The sequence below is a fragment of the Halobacillus aidingensis genome, from assembly GCF_900104185.1.
Classification (GTDB): Bacteria; Bacillota; Bacilli; order Bacillales; family Halobacillaceae; genus Halobacillus; species Halobacillus aidingensis.
This window is the reverse complement of sequence record NZ_FNIZ01000011.1, coordinates 60,615-75,917: the sequence shown is the minus strand read 5'-3', so window position 1 is coordinate 75,917 and position 15,303 is coordinate 60,615. Positions and strand designations below refer to the sequence as shown.

At 43.2% G+C, this 15,303-nt stretch carries 18 protein-coding genes; 4 read left to right on the top strand and 14 right to left on the bottom strand.

All coding sequences use genetic code 11. The features are described 5' to 3' along the window. Positions 1-180: 180 nt before the first annotated feature. On the bottom strand, positions 181-1,527 hold the full coding sequence (locus BLS23_RS12000) for a hypothetical protein (protein ID WP_089652791.1): 1,347 nt from the start codon (positions 1,525-1,527) through the stop codon (positions 181-183). Between the two features lie 703 nt (positions 1,528-2,230). On the opposite strand from BLS23_RS12000, the gene BLS23_RS11995 reads away from it, so the two are divergent. Then, positions 2,231-2,620, top strand: a complete 390-nt coding sequence (locus BLS23_RS11995) for a DUF7147 family protein (protein ID WP_089652790.1) — start codon at positions 2,231-2,233, stop codon at positions 2,618-2,620. A gap of 72 nt (positions 2,621-2,692) precedes the next feature. Here the strand turns inward: BLS23_RS11995 and BLS23_RS11990 are convergent, their stop codons facing one another. Next, entirely contained in the window at positions 2,693-2,971 is a 279-nt protein-coding gene (locus tag BLS23_RS11990; protein WP_181898701.1) for a YlbG family protein, read from the bottom strand. 87 nt (positions 2,972-3,058) lie between these two features. Here BLS23_RS11990 and BLS23_RS11985 point away from each other — a divergent pair, with 87 nt between their 5' ends. Further along, positions 3,059-3,388 carry a hypothetical protein gene (locus BLS23_RS11985; RefSeq protein WP_089652789.1) on the top strand — a complete coding sequence of 110 codons (330 nt, stop codon included), beginning with the start codon at positions 3,059-3,061 and terminating at the stop codon, positions 3,386-3,388. Here the strand turns inward: BLS23_RS11985 and BLS23_RS11980 are convergent. From BLS23_RS11980 to BLS23_RS11965, 4 genes are all read right to left on the bottom strand, one after another. Beyond that, positions 3,385-3,828 (bottom strand): YlbF/YmcA family competence regulator, encoded by a 444-nt coding sequence (locus BLS23_RS11980; RefSeq protein ID WP_089652788.1) that lies wholly within the window; start codon positions 3,826-3,828, stop codon positions 3,385-3,387. The two genes, BLS23_RS11985 and BLS23_RS11980, sit on opposite strands and share 4 nt — an antisense overlap. A gap of 80 nt (positions 3,829-3,908) precedes the next feature. Then, positions 3,909-4,274, bottom strand: a complete 366-nt coding sequence (gene ylbD, locus BLS23_RS11975) for a spore coat protein YlbD (RefSeq protein ID WP_089652787.1) — start codon at positions 4,272-4,274, stop codon at positions 3,909-3,911. A 59-nt stretch (positions 4,275-4,333) separates the two neighbouring features. Then, positions 4,334-5,350: a CAP domain-containing protein gene (locus BLS23_RS11970; RefSeq protein WP_167356077.1), complete on the bottom strand. Its 1,017-nt coding sequence runs from the start codon at positions 5,348-5,350 to the stop codon at positions 4,334-4,336. 132 nt (positions 5,351-5,482) lie between these two features. Beyond that, entirely contained in the window at positions 5,483-5,911 is a 429-nt protein-coding gene (locus tag BLS23_RS11965) for a CBS domain-containing protein (protein WP_089652785.1), read from the bottom strand. A 208-nt stretch (positions 5,912-6,119) separates the two neighbouring features. On the opposite strand from BLS23_RS11965, the gene BLS23_RS11960 reads away from it, so the two are divergent. Together BLS23_RS11960 and ytvI are read left to right on the top strand one after the other, a co-directional pair. Then, positions 6,120-6,599, top strand: coding sequence for a YugN family protein (locus BLS23_RS11960; protein ID WP_089652784.1), 480 nt, complete (start codon positions 6,120-6,122; stop codon positions 6,597-6,599). A 125-nt stretch (positions 6,600-6,724) separates the two neighbouring features. Continuing rightward, a complete protein-coding gene (gene ytvI, locus BLS23_RS11955; protein ID WP_089652783.1) occupies positions 6,725-7,783 on the top strand; it encodes a sporulation integral membrane protein YtvI in 1,059 nt (352 codons plus the stop codon). Positions 7,784-7,820: 37 nt separating this feature from the next. On the opposite strand, the gene BLS23_RS11950 is transcribed toward ytvI, so the two are convergent. The 8 genes from BLS23_RS11950 to cyoE all read right to left on the bottom strand — a co-directional run bounded on the left by BLS23_RS11950 (position 7,821) and on the right by cyoE (position 14,982). Beyond that, positions 7,821-8,360, bottom strand: coding sequence for a GNAT family N-acetyltransferase (locus BLS23_RS11950; RefSeq protein ID WP_089652782.1), 540 nt, complete (start codon positions 8,358-8,360; stop codon positions 7,821-7,823). Positions 8,361-8,484: 124 nt separating this feature from the next. Further along, positions 8,485-8,940, bottom strand: a complete 456-nt coding sequence (locus tag BLS23_RS11945; RefSeq protein ID WP_089652781.1) for a DUF420 domain-containing protein — start codon at positions 8,938-8,940, stop codon at positions 8,485-8,487. 29 nt (positions 8,941-8,969) lie between these two features. After that, positions 8,970-9,869, bottom strand: coding sequence for a cytochrome c oxidase assembly factor CtaG (gene ctaG, locus BLS23_RS11940; RefSeq protein WP_089652780.1), 900 nt, complete (start codon positions 9,867-9,869; stop codon positions 8,970-8,972). Positions 9,870-10,042: 173 nt separating this feature from the next. Continuing rightward, the gene (gene ctaF, locus BLS23_RS11935) at positions 10,043-10,369 is read right to left on the bottom strand and encodes a cytochrome c oxidase subunit IVB (RefSeq protein ID WP_089652779.1); all 327 of its coding nucleotides are present in this window, start codon (positions 10,367-10,369) and stop codon (positions 10,043-10,045) included. A gap of 3 nt (positions 10,370-10,372) precedes the next feature. Next, positions 10,373-10,996 carry a cytochrome (ubi)quinol oxidase subunit III gene (locus BLS23_RS11930; protein ID WP_089652778.1) on the bottom strand — a complete coding sequence of 208 codons (624 nt, stop codon included), beginning with the start codon at positions 10,994-10,996 and terminating at the stop codon, positions 10,373-10,375. Continuing rightward, the gene (gene ctaD, locus BLS23_RS11925) at positions 10,996-12,867 is read right to left on the bottom strand and encodes a cytochrome c oxidase subunit I (protein ID WP_089652777.1); all 1,872 of its coding nucleotides are present in this window, start codon (positions 12,865-12,867) and stop codon (positions 10,996-10,998) included. Before ctaD ends, BLS23_RS11930 begins: the two co-directional genes overlap by 1 nt. Before the next feature lie 38 nt (positions 12,868-12,905). Next, entirely contained in the window at positions 12,906-13,970 is a 1,065-nt protein-coding gene (coxB, locus tag BLS23_RS11920) for a cytochrome c oxidase subunit II (protein ID WP_089652776.1), read from the bottom strand. Between the two features lie 76 nt (positions 13,971-14,046). Beyond that, positions 14,047-14,982, bottom strand: coding sequence for a heme o synthase (gene cyoE / locus BLS23_RS11915; RefSeq protein ID WP_089652775.1), 936 nt, complete (start codon positions 14,980-14,982; stop codon positions 14,047-14,049). Positions 14,983-15,303 lie beyond the last annotated feature (321 nt).

The following is a 15,303-nucleotide window of genomic DNA, read 5'->3' as shown; positions in this document are numbered from 1 at the left end:
GTCGTTCAGCAACGTACATACTAGCACTTGAAGCGGATGATACTGCTTCTGAAAACGGAGAAGGCTTACATCCCCATAAGCTCTTCCTCCGGTTTCTCCTCTCCCTTTACTTTTTTGTTTCATCTCTGATGATTCAGAAAAGCGGGGTCGCCCGTAATGGGCGGCCCTATTTTTTTGCCTTTATTTCGGACTGGTCGTAAGGTTTATATCCAACAACCCCTGAAGATCCTGCCTTTTTATATAAGGAGAATCTTCTACCATGATCAATAGTTCCTCCCCCATCCCGAAGCTCTCTTTATTGACGATAAACGTCGGTTGATCGATATAAAAGCGATATTCCTTTCCGGGAACCTCTAAACGATAGACCGCATTTTTCTCAATTTCCGTAAGGTCATAATCCAGCACACGACTGATATCGAGTAATGAAAGATAAGGCGCTCCATGATAATGAACGATGCGTTCTGTGACAAGCTGGTCATGATAAAAGACATATCGATCTTCAACAAAGTAAAGGTTATCTTTTGCAGGGGCCTCATAGTTTTGGAAATAGGACGTTTCTGCTCCAAATACGCTGGATAATGCTTCATCAAGGTGTAATCCTAAATCTTTGATATTTTCAGCTTGCAGCAGACTTTTTTTCCACAACATGAGCTCTTCCTCTGATAGGAAGGCTGCTATTTCATTCGCCATCGTTGTTTTCTTCTTTGTAAAAACATCTTTGACGATCTTTAACTCCCAAGGATCTTCTTCTGTGGTGGCTTTTCTCAAGTGTTCCACAATATATTCCGCTTGCAACTCCTTCACATCTCTTCCTTCAACCCTCATAAGGTTGTCAGAAATTTTCGTATCGGATTGATCAAGCTGAATCAAAACAGGACCCGTCCCCTTCAGAAAGCTTTGTAACTCCTGTTTGACTGCATCCGAAAGCTCTGTTCCTGCTTCATATGTAACTATACTATTTCCTTTCTTCCATAAGGAGGCTTCGCCTTTTCTTGTGAGAGGCAGTGTTTCATCCATGGAAGAAAACTTGTAATAACGCAGGTTTTCCATTTGGATATCACTTTTCTTAGCGGTAGGAACAAGCCATGGGTCTTTCATCTCATCATAATCCTGTATCGTTAATGAAAAGGGTGGCTGCACCAGACGATCCTCTTTCTTCACCACAAGGAGCCAGTCGTTGATGACCTCGTTTTCAGGCATTCGCATTGTATACTCCACAAGAACTTTCCCTTCCTTCTCCAAGATCATTTCGGGAGTTTCTTGGTTGGTTATGCGACAGGGCGACTCTTTTTGTGAACACACGATTCCTGTTGCTTTTTCCGGGATCTCAAGCGTGTAAATTCCTGGTTTTAAGTGTTCATATGTATAACCAAACTGCAGCTCATTCTCTTTGACAGTCATGGAAACGTCCAGATGTTGAGACTTACTGACTTTTCCGCTACCCGCTTCTGCTCGGTCCCACTGATAAAGGAGCATGAGGGTGGACACACTGAGAAGTAAAGTGAGCGGAATCCATAATCGCTTCATCCTGCTCCCCTCCTTTTCCAATTTACATGCACAAGCTTTCGTGCTACCTTTAATTTGATTGTTTAATAGATTGTTCTGTTATCTCTCATTGTTTATTCCAGAAAAGCTCCCGATTGTGGAAGACTCAGTTTCGAGATGTTTCCGGGGTTCGTTGCCTGGTTGAGCATCAGGGGTGGCTGGGAAGCTACTCGCTTTCCTGTGGGGGAGCGCCAAGCTTCCTCGGACTACGTCCTGCGGGATCTCGCCTATCTCCTTCTCCCACGGGAGTCTCGCAGCTTCCCAACCACCCCATTCGATATAGATGTGAAACGATCCCCTTTACCAAGTTGGTTTGTCTTCCACTATCCACTGTTAGAAGTATAAAGCGCTCTTTATCAAGCTTTTACGTTCTGTGGAAAGGTCTATATTAACCACTTCCCTCAATCATTCAAGCTGATTTTTTGAGAAATGATTTCGAGAACCTCATGTGGCAAAGGGGCGGAGGGGAATGGCGAGACTCCTGCGGGAAAAGAGTGCTTGGTGAGACCCCGCAAGGCGTCAGCCTGAGGAGGCTCACCGCGCTCCCGCGGAAAGCGAGTTATTCCCCGCAGCCCCAATCCGCTCAACAAAAGTCTCGAAATCGAGTTTTCAAGAAACCTGCCATATACTTTAATAACTAATAATCAATGAGTATCAGAGCTGATTAGAAAGGATGTACATATCTATGATACAAAAATTCATCGAACTTGGCGAAGGTTATGCGGATATTTATGAACTGATCGACCTCGGGACGCGGATGCCTGAACGCATTCAGCATGCCATCGCTTTCTATAGCGAAAAAAATGGCGAGCCGGTCGCTTCTTTATCTTTAGTGATGAAGCCTGCACATAACGATAAATTCCAACCGATCTATATTTGCAGGGAAGGCATCCCCAACCCTCATGAAAAGCCGAATCAACGCTTTGAGATGTATAAAAAAATGGTCGAGCAGGCAGGAAAAGAAATCGCGGAATTCACCATCAAACCTTCCAACCTTTTTCCTGAAACAGAGCTTTTTTATCAGCATTTAATTGGAATTCTTCGAATGAATAAATTCATCGCCCCATTAAGCTGAGACATCGCAATCATGAACCCGCCAACATCAAAAAAGCGTCCGCTGAAGAAGCGGACGCTTTTTTTGGTGCAATCAGATGCCCATCTTATAATCATACTGTTTAGCTTTGTCAGGCTTCGCCCCTTCGTATTCCGTGCGAACTTCGGGTTTATAGGAAGGAACAACACGGGAAACGAATGGTAAGCGTTCGAGCTTTTCCATTTTATACTCGATATCTTCCTGGTTCACATACAATAAGGCATACTTCATTTTCTTGGATGCGTGAATCAGATGACCATGTTTCTTAATCTGTCTAATGTTTTTCATATGTTGAAAATATACAATTAGTCCTTGTCGTTTTGTTCGGATCATTGTTTGACTCTACTCCCCATCGAACATAATAGATTAACGTCAGTTTACCAAATATCAAAGCTTACGGCAATGAGGAGGTTGGTGTTCATGCTTACAGACCATGAACGGGCATCCCTTGTTTTTGAAGAGCTTTTACAGAAATCAGACGAAATTACTCATGTATTTTTCAAAAAGGTCGCTGGAATCCCTTTCGTCTATTTGCAACCGGAAGAAGGGACAACACAAAAAGATGTGGAAGAAATTTTAAAGTGGTGTGCCTCAAAAGCGATGAAAGGAAAACGCCTGACCCTTGCGATGAGCTATGTACGCAAGAATCAGGCGCTCTATATTTATCGTGTCCGCTTTTTAGTTCCCCAGCGGAAAATGTTCTGCTGTGGGAACTTATGCGACGACTGTATTCGTTTTACTGATCCTTAAGAAGCGCAGCCACAGCTGCCGCCGCTTCCACATCCTCCACTGCAACCTGTGTCGGTAAGCGCCATGCCGTTTTTCGGCACTTTGATTTGCTCACTTACACTAAAGGCTACACTTTCGCTGATTTCATCCAGAAGCTTCTGGATATTGCGTTCAGCTTTTTTGAAGTGAGCTACCGTCTCATGCATATCCATCTCTCTTTTTACAGAGCGGACTTTTTTCATGATGGTATTGTAATCGGGATGATAACGGCCGAAACGCTGCACATCCTCGTAATGCTCTTTCATATCTGCAAAGTTTTTAATGAGCCTTTGCGCCTCTTTATCATTTTCAAGAGCTGTCTTAGCCTCCTGGTATTCTTGCATGGTCTCTGAATGCAAGACCATCTGCCCAATCGATTCAGAGTGGTCCAGCAGATCGACAATTTCCATTGTAGCTAGCATAGTACATGTCCACCTCCATCTTCTATCTTATCAAATAGGAAAGCAGATGGAAATGAAAGATCTTTTCCACCTGCCTGATTTTAGTAATAAGGGTATTCCATTTCCTTCTGATTTTTGCCTGATTCCTTCTTGACGTTGGTGATCAGCTGCTGAAATTGCCCAATCGCTCCGTTCAGTTCATCGATTTGTCTTGAAACCTCTTCCCAATTGATTTCTTCCATCAGGCCACCCAGCTGTTTGATCCAGTCCATCTTCGCTGTAGAACTTTCCTTTTTCGCAGATGGCAGGGAATCCCAAAAAGGGTCATCTTCGCCGAGGATCATATACTTCTCGTAATAACTTTGAATCAATTTATGATTTTTCCTCAACTGTCCCTTCACTTTCGGGTGTTTGTTGACAAAGGCTTTGAACTGCTGGACGCTCGGGTGCAATTCATTTGTACTCATACCTTTTACACCTCACTGTAAGAACTACAGTATAGCCTATGCAGAAAAGAAACGGGCGTTCATGGGACAGTCAAGAAATTCTGTGTATAATACCGCCCGTGAACGCCGACACCAAGGTGTGTGTAATGAGGATCAAGCAGGGCTTTTCTGTGCCCTGGACTGTTCAACCAGCCATGGACCGCTGCGGTGGCATCTACATATTGGGAAGCAATGTTTTCCCCGGCTCGCACATATAAAATCTCCCCCAGACGCTCCTTCAAACCGTCTCCATTCTGGGAATAGTGAGAAAAATAATTGTTTTGATCCATATCCCGGCTATGTGCGTAGGCGACGAAAGAGGCTTCTTCGTGCTCCAAAAGAGGACCGGCATCATGGAGAGCACGGACGCCATTTGTAATGGATAGGATTTGCGCTTCCATTCCATCTTCGATTTTGCCCCATGCCTTCTCGTCCAAGACCTCTTGAAGAGGAAGGGTACCACGATAGACGACTTTGTAGGGTTGGTGCTTCAGAAGGATATCATTCCTCAACATCCGAATCGCAAAAATTTCTTTGGTCACGTTGTCAAAATATAACTGCGCGGTCCAGCGATCCCCTAAAGAAATCACAGGTCTTTCAGCGATATCCCTTTCTGTCAGCTTCAGTGTATAAGCTCCTTCACTATCCAGACGATAGGACGATTCAAAGGAATAGGATTCAGCAACCTCTTCGTAAGCATCATGAACACGAACGGGCCCCACGTCCTTCTTAAAAAGAACCCCTGTGACTACTTGTCTGTCCTGAATCCCAAATTGCATCTCGACCTCCTCTTCAGAGCCATAAACCCACCAGTCGTATCCATATTCACTAGGATCTTTCCTGAGCGGTTCCCCCATTTCCTCCGTTAATTCGTCAGAGGATAACCCACGAAAAGAGAAAAAGTCCGCTTCATTTTCAGACTGGGGTTGGCCAACGGTTTCTATGGTAGGTTCTGAATACTCTTCGACAACCTGTTCTTCTAAAGGAGGATTGAACAGAAGGATCAAACCGGCGAAAAAAAGAATAACCAAACATAAGATCACGGATTTTTTTATCATATCGGACTCCTCATTAAAGACCATTTTATTTTATGTATAAGCGGATCGGTTGGAGGCTATGATTAGAAAGAGATGATTGAGCCTTTTCTTAAAACAAAAAGAGCCTGCTCCCATAGAAGCAGGCCCGTGTAATTAGTGAAGCTCAGGACGCTCCGAGATATCCTGCAATGCAACACCTGCTGCATGGTCGGACATTTCTTCTGTCGATAAGTCACCAAGAGAAATGATGCCGGATAGTTTCCCGTTTTCAACAACAGGTAAACGACGTACCTGGTGCTCGGCCATGATTCTGCTTGCCTCTTCTAGTGAACAATCAGGTGTACAGCTGTACATACGATCACTCATCACTTGTTGAATCGGTGTAGAATCAGGTTTTTTCGCTGCATACCCACGAATGACTAGGTCACGGTCTGTCACCATACCCATAAGGTTGCCTTGATCGTCACAGACAGGAATAGCTCCGACATTCTTTTCTTTCATCATAGAAGCTGCGTCACTCAACTGGTCATTCGTATGACAGATGGAGACATCGCTTGTCATGATATCTTTTACACTTTTCATGAAAGATCCTCCTCATTAATCATGATCAATGTTTATTGTCCCCGTTTTACCGAATTTATTACATGCATCCGGTTTCCTTTTATAGTATAATGAGAACGTAATCACAGATATTAAACATATGGCAGGACGTTTGTCATGCCAAAATTGCAAGCATTACCTTTTCATACTAAAATGAGGTAAGATACATAACAATTGCGAGGTGGAACAAATGAAATTAGAAGGTACTGGGATTGAAGGTCTCGTCGTTGACTACAAGCCATTGACAGAAATCATGGAAAGAAATGGATTCATCCTCGGAGGATCCTGGGATTATGAGCGTGTCACATACGATTATAAAATTCCCGCACCAGAAAAAAATATTACCTATTATATCCGCATCCAGGGATTTGCACTTGAAGGGGATGTAGATAAAGGCGATGCTGTTGTCCGTTTGATGAAACCGCTTCTAGGCCGCCACTATTACCCGCACGGTGTAGAATACGGCCACCAGGAAGGGTTTACAGACAGCATCATTTCCAAAGCGAAATCATTGGTTTCCAAAGTGAGTGAACCTGCGAAAAAATACCACAGCCAAGTTCCCGAACATGTGGTATTGGACAAGCTGAAAAAATGGGCGGAAGAGAATGAAAACCAGGAAGTTCTTAAAAAAGTCGAAGAACTATCCTCGGATTCCGATCGCCGTATATAATCATTCATCCACGCCTTCCGGATGAACTACAGTCGCACATCATTGTATGGTGAGCGACTTTTTTAAAAGGGAGTAAAGATTGAACTCATGTTTGGTCTATGGGGGAAAGGAGACTCATACATAAATTGTTCCGTTATCTATCAAAAAAACAGTGGATTTTACTATTAATATCCGCTCTACTCATCATTGCAGGGTATTTCATTTTACCTGTCTCTATTCCATTAATATTAGCTTTCGTTACGGCACTATTCCTAAATCCGGCGGTAAGGTTCATCCAGTTCAAGTTCCGGATCAACCGGAAAATGTCCGTGACGATTGTTTTCTTATTGTTCCTTGTCTTTCTTGGACTCTTGGGAACATTCGCTGTGACCCGTGCTGTCACACAAATCGTACAATTGGCAGACAACGCCCCGCAGTACATCAATCAAATCAATAATGTGCTGTTGGATTGGGAAGATCACATGGCTAGTTTTTCACAATCAATGCCGAAAGAATTCGTGGATAAAGTGACAGCAGAAATGATGAATGCCATCGATCGGACGACCACAGCCATTTCTGAAAAGCTGCAGCTGTCGAACATAGCCGCCGCTGCTGCTAAAATACCTGAGCTGCTCGTCAGTTTTCTCGTTTATTTAATCGCATTGTTTTTGTTCATGCTTGAACTTCCACGATTGCGAGATAAAATGCACGCTCAGTTCACGGAAGCCACTTCTGAAAAAGTGAAATTCATGAACGCGCGTCTTTCCTATGTCGTATTCGGATTTTTAAAAGCACAGTTTCTTGTCAGCATCATCATTTTCGTCGTCTCATTGATCGGTTTATTATGGATCGCTCCAGATATCGCTTTAATTATGTCGCTGATCATTTGGGCTATTGATTTCATACCTATTATCGGTTCCATCGTCATCCTCGGCCCATGGTCGGTGTATATGCTTATCGTCGGCGATATTGCGATCGGGACAAAGCTCGGTTTACTAGCGATCGTCCTGCTTGCCATCCGAAGGACAGTCGAACCGAAAGTCATGGGAAGGCACATTGGATTGTCACCGCTTGCCACGTTGATCGCCATGTATTTAGGCTTACAACTGATCGGACTCCTCGGTTTCATCCTGGGGCCACTTGTTGTTATTGCTTTCAACTCAGCGAAAGAAGCGGGCATCATTCGATGGAACTATAAACTATAAGAAGAAAGAAAAAACCTGAAGCATGGCTTCAGGTTTTTTATAATTCTTTATTCAGCGTATTTTCTTTTTGATGGATTTTTTTTTCTTTTTTAAAAACAAGGATATCCATGCTTCTACCTGTATGGTTGAATCCGTTATTAATCAACACTTTTTGTGAAGGGATATTATCTTTATCACACTGTGCTTCAATCCCCTCGACTTCCGCATGCTTAAAGGCCCATTCACAGAGCGTTTGAACAGCTTCTGAAGCATAACCATAATTCCGTTCGGAAGCGACTACATGATAACCGATCTCTACATTGCCTTCACTGTCCGGTTTGCCTTTGAATCCGATGTCACCGATCACATGCTCACCTGCCGAATCAATCATTACCCATGGACCAAATCCCAATTCATCCGAATCATTTTCTAATCGTTCCGCATACATAGGCATAAGTGCTTTCAAGCCATCATGAGGCCAGTTTTTATTCCATGGTAGTTGGAACTTGTAATAAAATGCGAGCGAATTCTTCATCAATGTTTGTGCAAGATCTAAGGTAATCGGGAATAGCTGTAATCTCTCTGTTTTCAATTCCATTGTGGGTCATCCCTTTCCTGTTTTTATGTATATGGAAATTTATGCATCCATACACTGTTTCCCTTTACCAACACAAGATAAACCAAAAACAACGAATCGTTGATCAACGACTCGTTGTTTTTCTTTACGTTCCTAATATAGCTTTTATCATACTTGTTGTTGTACCACCATCATAGATGATGTATAACAATAAATAGACGGCGACACCCGTAACAGCTGTACAAAACCAAATGATACTCGTCACCGGACCGATTTTACGATGTTTCTTAATCTTACGCTTGAAAGCGAATGTCAAAGTCACTATACCGAAGACGGCCCCGACCGTCGCAAGTAAAATATGAAAAATCAAGAAGATCGTATAAAAGATCTTCACATCATCCGGTCCTCCAAAGCTGGTGTTCCCGACAAAAATCGTACGGCTTAAATAAATAATGAAAAAAGTCAAAGCACTGATGGCAGCTGCAATCATCACTTTACGATGCGAGCTTCTCTTGTTTTTTACAATCAGTACCCAACCGATCGCGACGAGTACAGCACTTAAGACAATGAAGAATGTACTCAGTGTCGGCAATAACGGCATACTTTCACCTCTTCCCCTCTAGCAACTCTCTAAGATTCTGTCTGTACTTGACTTGGCAGTGGATCAATCGTATCTCTTTCCCTGTTGAACCAACTGAAGAAAATATAAGCGATGATCGCACCAAAGATCACTTCCTGAGCGATCTTCATGATGATTCCACCTAACTGCTGATCTTCAATCAAAGGCATCGGTGTAAAATAATTCGGACCATTCAAATTCGATGCGAGACCATTCAGGACATCCGCAGGTACACATAAACTCATCGCCTGCATCCATGCTCCTGCTTCTGAGTAGGTTTCATAAAGCGGTGCTCCAGCAAAGATAATCAGCCCACACGCAGGGGTAATCAGCACACCATTGGCGAAAATGAATCCGATTTTTAATATCGGGCTTAACCTGTCTAAACGCTCCAATGGAGGAAAAACAGAAATCCACATACAAAAAGCGATGAACAATATGATCGTTGTAATCACGGTGTGTGCCAGGTCACTGGATTTTGCATAATCGAAAACAACAGGCATGTGATACATGGAAAACAGTCCGTTGAATAACAGCAAAGAAATTAATGGTCGTGTAAGTAGATGAAGCACAGACTTTATTCCTTTGGCAGCAAAAACTTTTTCCCATATCCATATAGGAAGCCCCTTAATGACCAGGATCGGAAACAGCAAGTAGTAAATCGCCATTTGCGTCATATGGGCAGTGAACATGATGTGCCCAAGCAGGTCTACAGGAGATCCTTTGATGATGTATAAAAGCAGCATCCCGCTGTAAAACATGATTTGCTGAAAAGTACTTGGACGGTCCGTTCCTTTTTTACGTCCAGGTCCTGTTATGTAAAAATATAAGCCTGATAATAACAGAACGAATACAAAATAATATGGGCTCCATAAGGCACGGAAGCCGAATATTTGAAGTTCTAACCACATTGGTGTCTCACCCCAGATTGTTTTACTTGTTCTTCTCCATTTTACCTAATTATCGCCGAAAAAACGAGCACACATAAGGAATTCATCTATTGTTCATAATTTAGTCATATCTCTCAAGGAAAATAAAGAAAAAAGACCGGTGTGCCGGTCTTTTTTCTTTGGCTCGTATTCACTTACCACCAAATAATCGATGTGAACGTGATGATGGTCAAAGCAGCAACAGCCGCGCCACCATACATCATGACAGCAACCATATCATGGCCTTTATTCTTCATGTGCATGAAGTAATAAAGTTGAAAGGCTACCTGAACGACAGCAAGGATAATCAATGTCGGAATGATGAAGTAAGAATTCACTTCAAAAATAACCATTCCGAAAGCAATGATCGTGAACAAAATCATCAGTCCGAAGGTTAGGACCTGTTGTTTCATTTCTTCACGATGCTGTTTCTTCTCATACTCCTGGTGATGAATGGGTTTGGAATGTGATTGATCTGCCATGGATTAACCCACCTTTCCCATAAGATACACAACTGTAAAGATGAATACCCATACAACGTCGATGAAGTGCCAATAAAGGCTTGCGATATAAAACTTCGGAGCGTTGTAAAGGTTCAAACCACGCTTCTGGTTACGGATCATAAGCGCTACAATCCAGCTTAATCCGAAAAGAACGTGTCCCCCGTGGAAACCGACAAGCGTGTAGAAAGCTGATCCAAATGCGGAGGATCGGAACGTAAATCCGTATTCATGGATGTAGTGATAAAACTCATAAACCTCCATACCCAGGAAACAGAGTCCTAATAAAACAGTTACTCCCAACCACATCTGCATTTTTCTGAAGTCATGGTTTTTCATGTGGTACATCGCATAAACACTTGTCAATGAGCTTGTCAGAAGAAGCATCGTCATAATGAAAACGAGCTCCAAACCGAACAAATGCTCTGGCGTATTCTCCCCTTGCGTCGAACCATTCAACGCAAGGTAGGTACCAAATAGACTTGCGAACAATACGGTCTCTCCACCAAGGAAAAACCAGAAGCCAAGAAATTTATTTCTACCTTCAAGGGTGGCTTTTTCCGGATCGTGCGGCATTCGTTTTGGATTGAGTACGTCTTCAGAACTCATTATTTGCCAACCCCCTTCTTAATATCTTCTTCCAGCTCTTCTTTATGAATATGGTGACCCAGATCATCTTTCAGTGAACGTGTCAGCATAGATCCGAGTGTAAGTCCCATACCAGCAAAGACAGCAATTAACCAGATTGGATCATCGACTTGATAAATGAATCCGAAGCCGGCGATGAATGTACCTAGTGAAATGGTAAATGGCAGAATCGAAGCATTCGGCATGTGAATGTCACCCAGTGGTTCTGCAGGTGTCATCCCTTCTTTTCCATCCATTTTCTCCACCCATAGAGGATCAAGACCACGTACAAGTGGTGTTTGCACAAAGTTGTAGTGTGGCGGTGGAGATGGAATTGCCCACTCCAGGGTACGACCATGCTCCCAAGGATCTGCATCCGCTTTCTTCTCTTTGACTGCCGTGTAAACGATATTGATTAGGAAAATAATTGTACCAATCGCCATTAAGAATGCACCGATTGTACTGATCAAGTTACCTGTTGCAAGTCCCTGTCCTTCAAGGAAAACCCAGTAACGACGTGGCATTCCCATAAGACCTAGGAAGTGCTGGATAAAGAATGTCAAGTGGAAACCGATAAAGAACGGCCAGAATGCCAGTTTACCGAGTTTCTCATTCAAGACTTTGCCGAACATCTTCGGCCACCAGTAGTGTAGAGAAGCGAATAGTCCAAAGGCTACCCCACCAACGATGACGTAGTGGAAGTGTCCGACTACGAAATACGTATCGTGATACTGGAAGTCAGCTGCAGCGGCAGCGAGCATAACCCCTGTCATTCCACCAATTGTGAAGGATGGGATGAAGGCGATGGACCATAGCATAGCAGCCGTCATTCGAATTTGTCCGCCCCACATCGTAAACAACCAGTTGAAGATCTTAATTCCTGTAGGTACGGCGATCGCCATCGTCGCAACAGCGAAAATGGAGTTAGCAATAGGTCCCATACCAACGGTAAACATGTGGTGGGCCCATACCATGAATCCTAAGAAACCGATCAATACGGTTGCAAATACCATCGCGGAATAACCGAAAAGACGTTTCTTAGAAAATGTAGAAAAGATATCACTGAAAGCTCCGAACAACGGAAGAATCAATATGTACACTTCCGGGTGACCGAAGATCCAGAATAAGTGCTCCCAGATGATGGCGTTACCACCGAGACCTACATCAAAGAAGGCAGATCCGAACATACGGTCGAACATCATAAGGAAAAGTCCTACTGTTAAAGCAGGGAAAGCGAATAGAATCAACGTACTTGTGACGAATACAGACCATGTGAACAACGGCATACGCATATACGTCATCCCTGGTGCTCTCATGTTTACAATCGTTACAAGGAAGTTAATCCCACCAATTAACGTTCCGGCACCGGATATCTGCAGACCCATGACATAGTAGTCTACTCCGTGCCCGGGTGAAGTCGTCGATAATGGTGCATAGTTGGTCCAACCGGCATCCGGTGCACCACCTGTAAACCAGGATACGTTCAGTAAAAGTCCTCCAAACAAGAACAACCAGAAACCTAAGGAGTTCAAGAATGGAAAAGCAACGTCCCTTGCCCCGATCTGTAAGGGGACAACGGCGTTCATAATGGCAAAGATGAGCGGCATGGCCGCTAAGAAAATCATAGTTGTACCGTGCATCGTGATCATTTCATTGTAAAGTCCAGCAGAAATGAAATCATTGTCTGGTTTCATCAACTGGATACGAATTATCATGGCTTCGAGCCCACCGATTAGGAAAAACAGCCCCCCAGAGACCAAATAAAGATGCGCGATCTTCTTGTGGTCAACTGTAGTCAGGTAATCCCAAATCACAGCGCCGAGCCCACGTTTTTGTGCTACTGCAGTACTCACGCTTTAACCTCCCTTTTCAACCTCTTTCTCATAAGTCCTTACTCTTCGACGCTTTGCATCTCAAGATCATTTCCGACATCCGAGTGATCCAACTCTAGAAGGTAATCAGCAATTTTCGCTGCATCTTCTTCCGAAACAAGCTCTGCAGGCATTTGGTTCCCTGGCTTGATTTCATCCGGATGGACAATCCAATCCACAAGATTCTCTTTCGATGGCTGCAGGATTCCTGCAATTTTCTCGCGGTTTGCAAAGTTGCCTAAGTTCGGTCCTACACCAGCTGACGCGCCACCAATTGCGTGACAACTCATGCAGTTGTTATTGAACAATTCTTGACCAGTCTGAGCCGTTTGAGTCTCAGGTGTCGCTTCAGGATCGATATTCTGCATGTCTTCGACCCATTGGTCAAACTCTTCCGGGCTGACAGCGATTACTTTGAAGTACATCAAGGAGTGGGAAGGTCCGCATAGTTCAGCACAAAAGCCTTCGTAAACCCCTTCTTCATAAGCTTCTAAGTACATAGTGTTCATGTTTTCACCAGGAATGGTATCCATCTTACCTGCAATGGCAGGTACCCAGAAGGAGTGGATCACGTCACTGGCTTTCATGTTTAAGTATACCCTTTCATTTGTAGGGATGTAGATTTCTTGACTTGTTGAGATCTCTTGATCTGCATAGTCAAACTGCCACCAATATTGGTTACCTGTGACATCGACCGTTAAAACGCCTTCATCTCCTTGCGTCGATTGATCAGCGAGGTCGAAAGTCGCTTGCACAGTAGGGATTGCCAGCACAAGTAGCAAAATAATTGGAATGACTGTCCAAATCACTTCCAATGCTTTATTCCCTTCTGTTTGTTTCGGAACAATGTGTTCCTGCCCTTTCTTCTCACGATAACGGAGAAGAACGAAAGCATAAATGGCCATAACGATTACGAAAACGAAAATCATTATCGCAATACTGATCAACATAAGATCAAATAATAATTCCGAGCCATACCCTTTTGGTTTTAGTGCACTGATGTTTTCAATACCACATCCGGTAAGGAGCATAGTTAGTGCACCAAATAAGAATAATGAACGGAATTTTCCCATCCAACCTCTCATGCGTCATACCTCTCTTTCTCTTGTAATGCATTTTTTTATTTAGAAACTGACCTCCTGATATAAGGAGGTCAGTTCTTTAAAATGGGAATGGCAAAGTGACGATGACCATCATAAAGAACATGATCGTAAGATAGTTCAAGGAAAAGATGAACATCCATGTCGCCCACTTGTAGTCGTCTTTCATGAAGAAGCCTGCGATCCCTAAAGCCAACCAGCCGATAGAGAGCACATAAGCCGTAATAAGAAAGACCGTGCCAAGAGAAGCCAAATAAATCGGTAATGGGAGCAGACAAGCAACATAAACGACAATTTGACGTTTTGTCATCTCGAACCCATGAACTACAGGTAGCATCGGGATGCCAGCTGCTTTGTATTCATCCTTTTTCTTCATGGCGAGTGCCAGGAAGTGAGGGGTTTGCCAAATGAACATAATGAGAAACAGAATCAAAGCTTCCAATTGCAATCCTGGATCAACAGCAGCCCATCCGATTAATGGTGGAACAGCTCCTGAGAAGCTTCCAACTACTGTATTGATCGTGTATCTTCTCTTCGACCACATCGTGTATAGGACGACGTAGACGAACCAACCAAATGCGCCCCACAAGGCCGCTTGCCATGTCGTGAGGAGCAATGTGACAAATCCGAGAATAGATACGCTGATACCCAATGTTTTTATAAATGATAAAGACATCGTTCCTGTTACTGTCGGACGATTGTTCGTCCGTGACATAATCGGGTCAATGTCTCTGTCATACCAATTGTTAAGAATACAACCGCCGGCAATTACGAAAGCGGTTCCGAGCATCGTCAGCAGGAAAGTGACCCACTGATCAAAGAATAATGTACCAGTATAATGGAGAGCCAGCCAAAATCCTGCGAATGTAGTAATCAAATTAGAGTTAATGATACCGACTTTGATCAAGCTCTTTATATCAGCTAACAAAGAATGGTCATTGGTTTTTGTTTGGATCATTTCTGTAGAAGCAGATTCGACTGTTCTTGGATTGTCCATCGTATTATCTTCCTCCTTCTACCACCCTCGTATAAGAATCATGTGAATCAATATTCATCAACAGATGCACCGAAGGCTATTTCCATTCTTGTATCATAAAGGATGACAAGAAACATCAAAATAATTGTATCACGTAATTGTAGTTCTATCTATTTAAACTCAACAATTTTATTTATTTGTGACAACTTTGTGAAACGCCATTCACTCTTAGTATCTACCATTCTCAACGATTTTAACGGTGCTGGATCGATTCCCTGAGAAAAAGCGAGTGCGTCCATAAAGCACACCCTCTTATTTCTAGCAAACCCTGTCAAACATTGC

Coding starts and splice junctions, on each gene's coding strand:
- ctaG (WP_089652780.1), bottom strand. CDS start 9,869: ATGTGGTTAGAACTTCAAATATTCGGCTTCCGTGCCTTATGGAGCCCA.
- BLS23_RS11945 (WP_089652781.1), bottom strand. CDS start 8,940: ATGCCGTTATTGCCGACACTGAGTACATTCTTCATTGTCTTAAGTGCT.
- BLS23_RS11985 (WP_089652789.1), top strand. CDS start 3,059: ATGCTTACAGACCATGAACGGGCATCCCTTGTTTTTGAAGAGCTTTTA.
- BLS23_RS11960 (WP_089652784.1), top strand. CDS start 6,120: ATGAAATTAGAAGGTACTGGGATTGAAGGTCTCGTCGTTGACTACAAG.
- BLS23_RS11965 (WP_089652785.1), bottom strand. CDS start 5,911: ATGAAAAGTGTAAAAGATATCATGACAAGCGATGTCTCCATCTGTCAT.
- BLS23_RS11980 (WP_089652788.1), bottom strand. CDS start 3,828: ATGCTAGCTACAATGGAAATTGTCGATCTGCTGGACCACTCTGAATCG.
- ylbD (WP_089652787.1), bottom strand. CDS start 4,274: ATGAGTACAAATGAATTGCACCCGAGCGTCCAGCAGTTCAAAGCCTTT.
- ctaF (WP_089652779.1), bottom strand. CDS start 10,369: ATGGCAGATCAATCACATTCCAAACCCATTCATCACCAGGAGTATGAG.
- coxB (WP_089652776.1), bottom strand. CDS start 13,970: ATGAGAGGTTGGATGGGAAAATTCCGTTCATTATTCTTATTTGGTGCA.
- cyoE (WP_089652775.1), bottom strand. CDS start 14,982: ATGGACAATCCAAGAACAGTCGAATCTGCTTCTACAGAAATGATCCAA.
- BLS23_RS11950 (WP_089652782.1), bottom strand. CDS start 8,360: ATGGAATTGAAAACAGAGAGATTACAGCTATTCCCGATTACCTTAGAT.
- BLS23_RS11995 (WP_089652790.1), top strand. CDS start 2,231: ATGATACAAAAATTCATCGAACTTGGCGAAGGTTATGCGGATATTTAT.
- BLS23_RS11930 (WP_089652778.1), bottom strand. CDS start 10,996: ATGAGTTCTGAAGACGTACTCAATCCAAAACGAATGCCGCACGATCCG.
- BLS23_RS11970 (WP_167356077.1), bottom strand. CDS start 5,350: ATGATAAAAAAATCCGTGATCTTATGTTTGGTTATTCTTTTTTTCGCC.
- BLS23_RS11990 (WP_181898701.1), bottom strand. CDS start 2,971: ATGATCCGAACAAAACGACAAGGACTAATTGTATATTTTCAACATATG.
- BLS23_RS12000 (WP_089652791.1), bottom strand. CDS start 1,527: ATGAAGCGATTATGGATTCCGCTCACTTTACTTCTCAGTGTGTCCACC.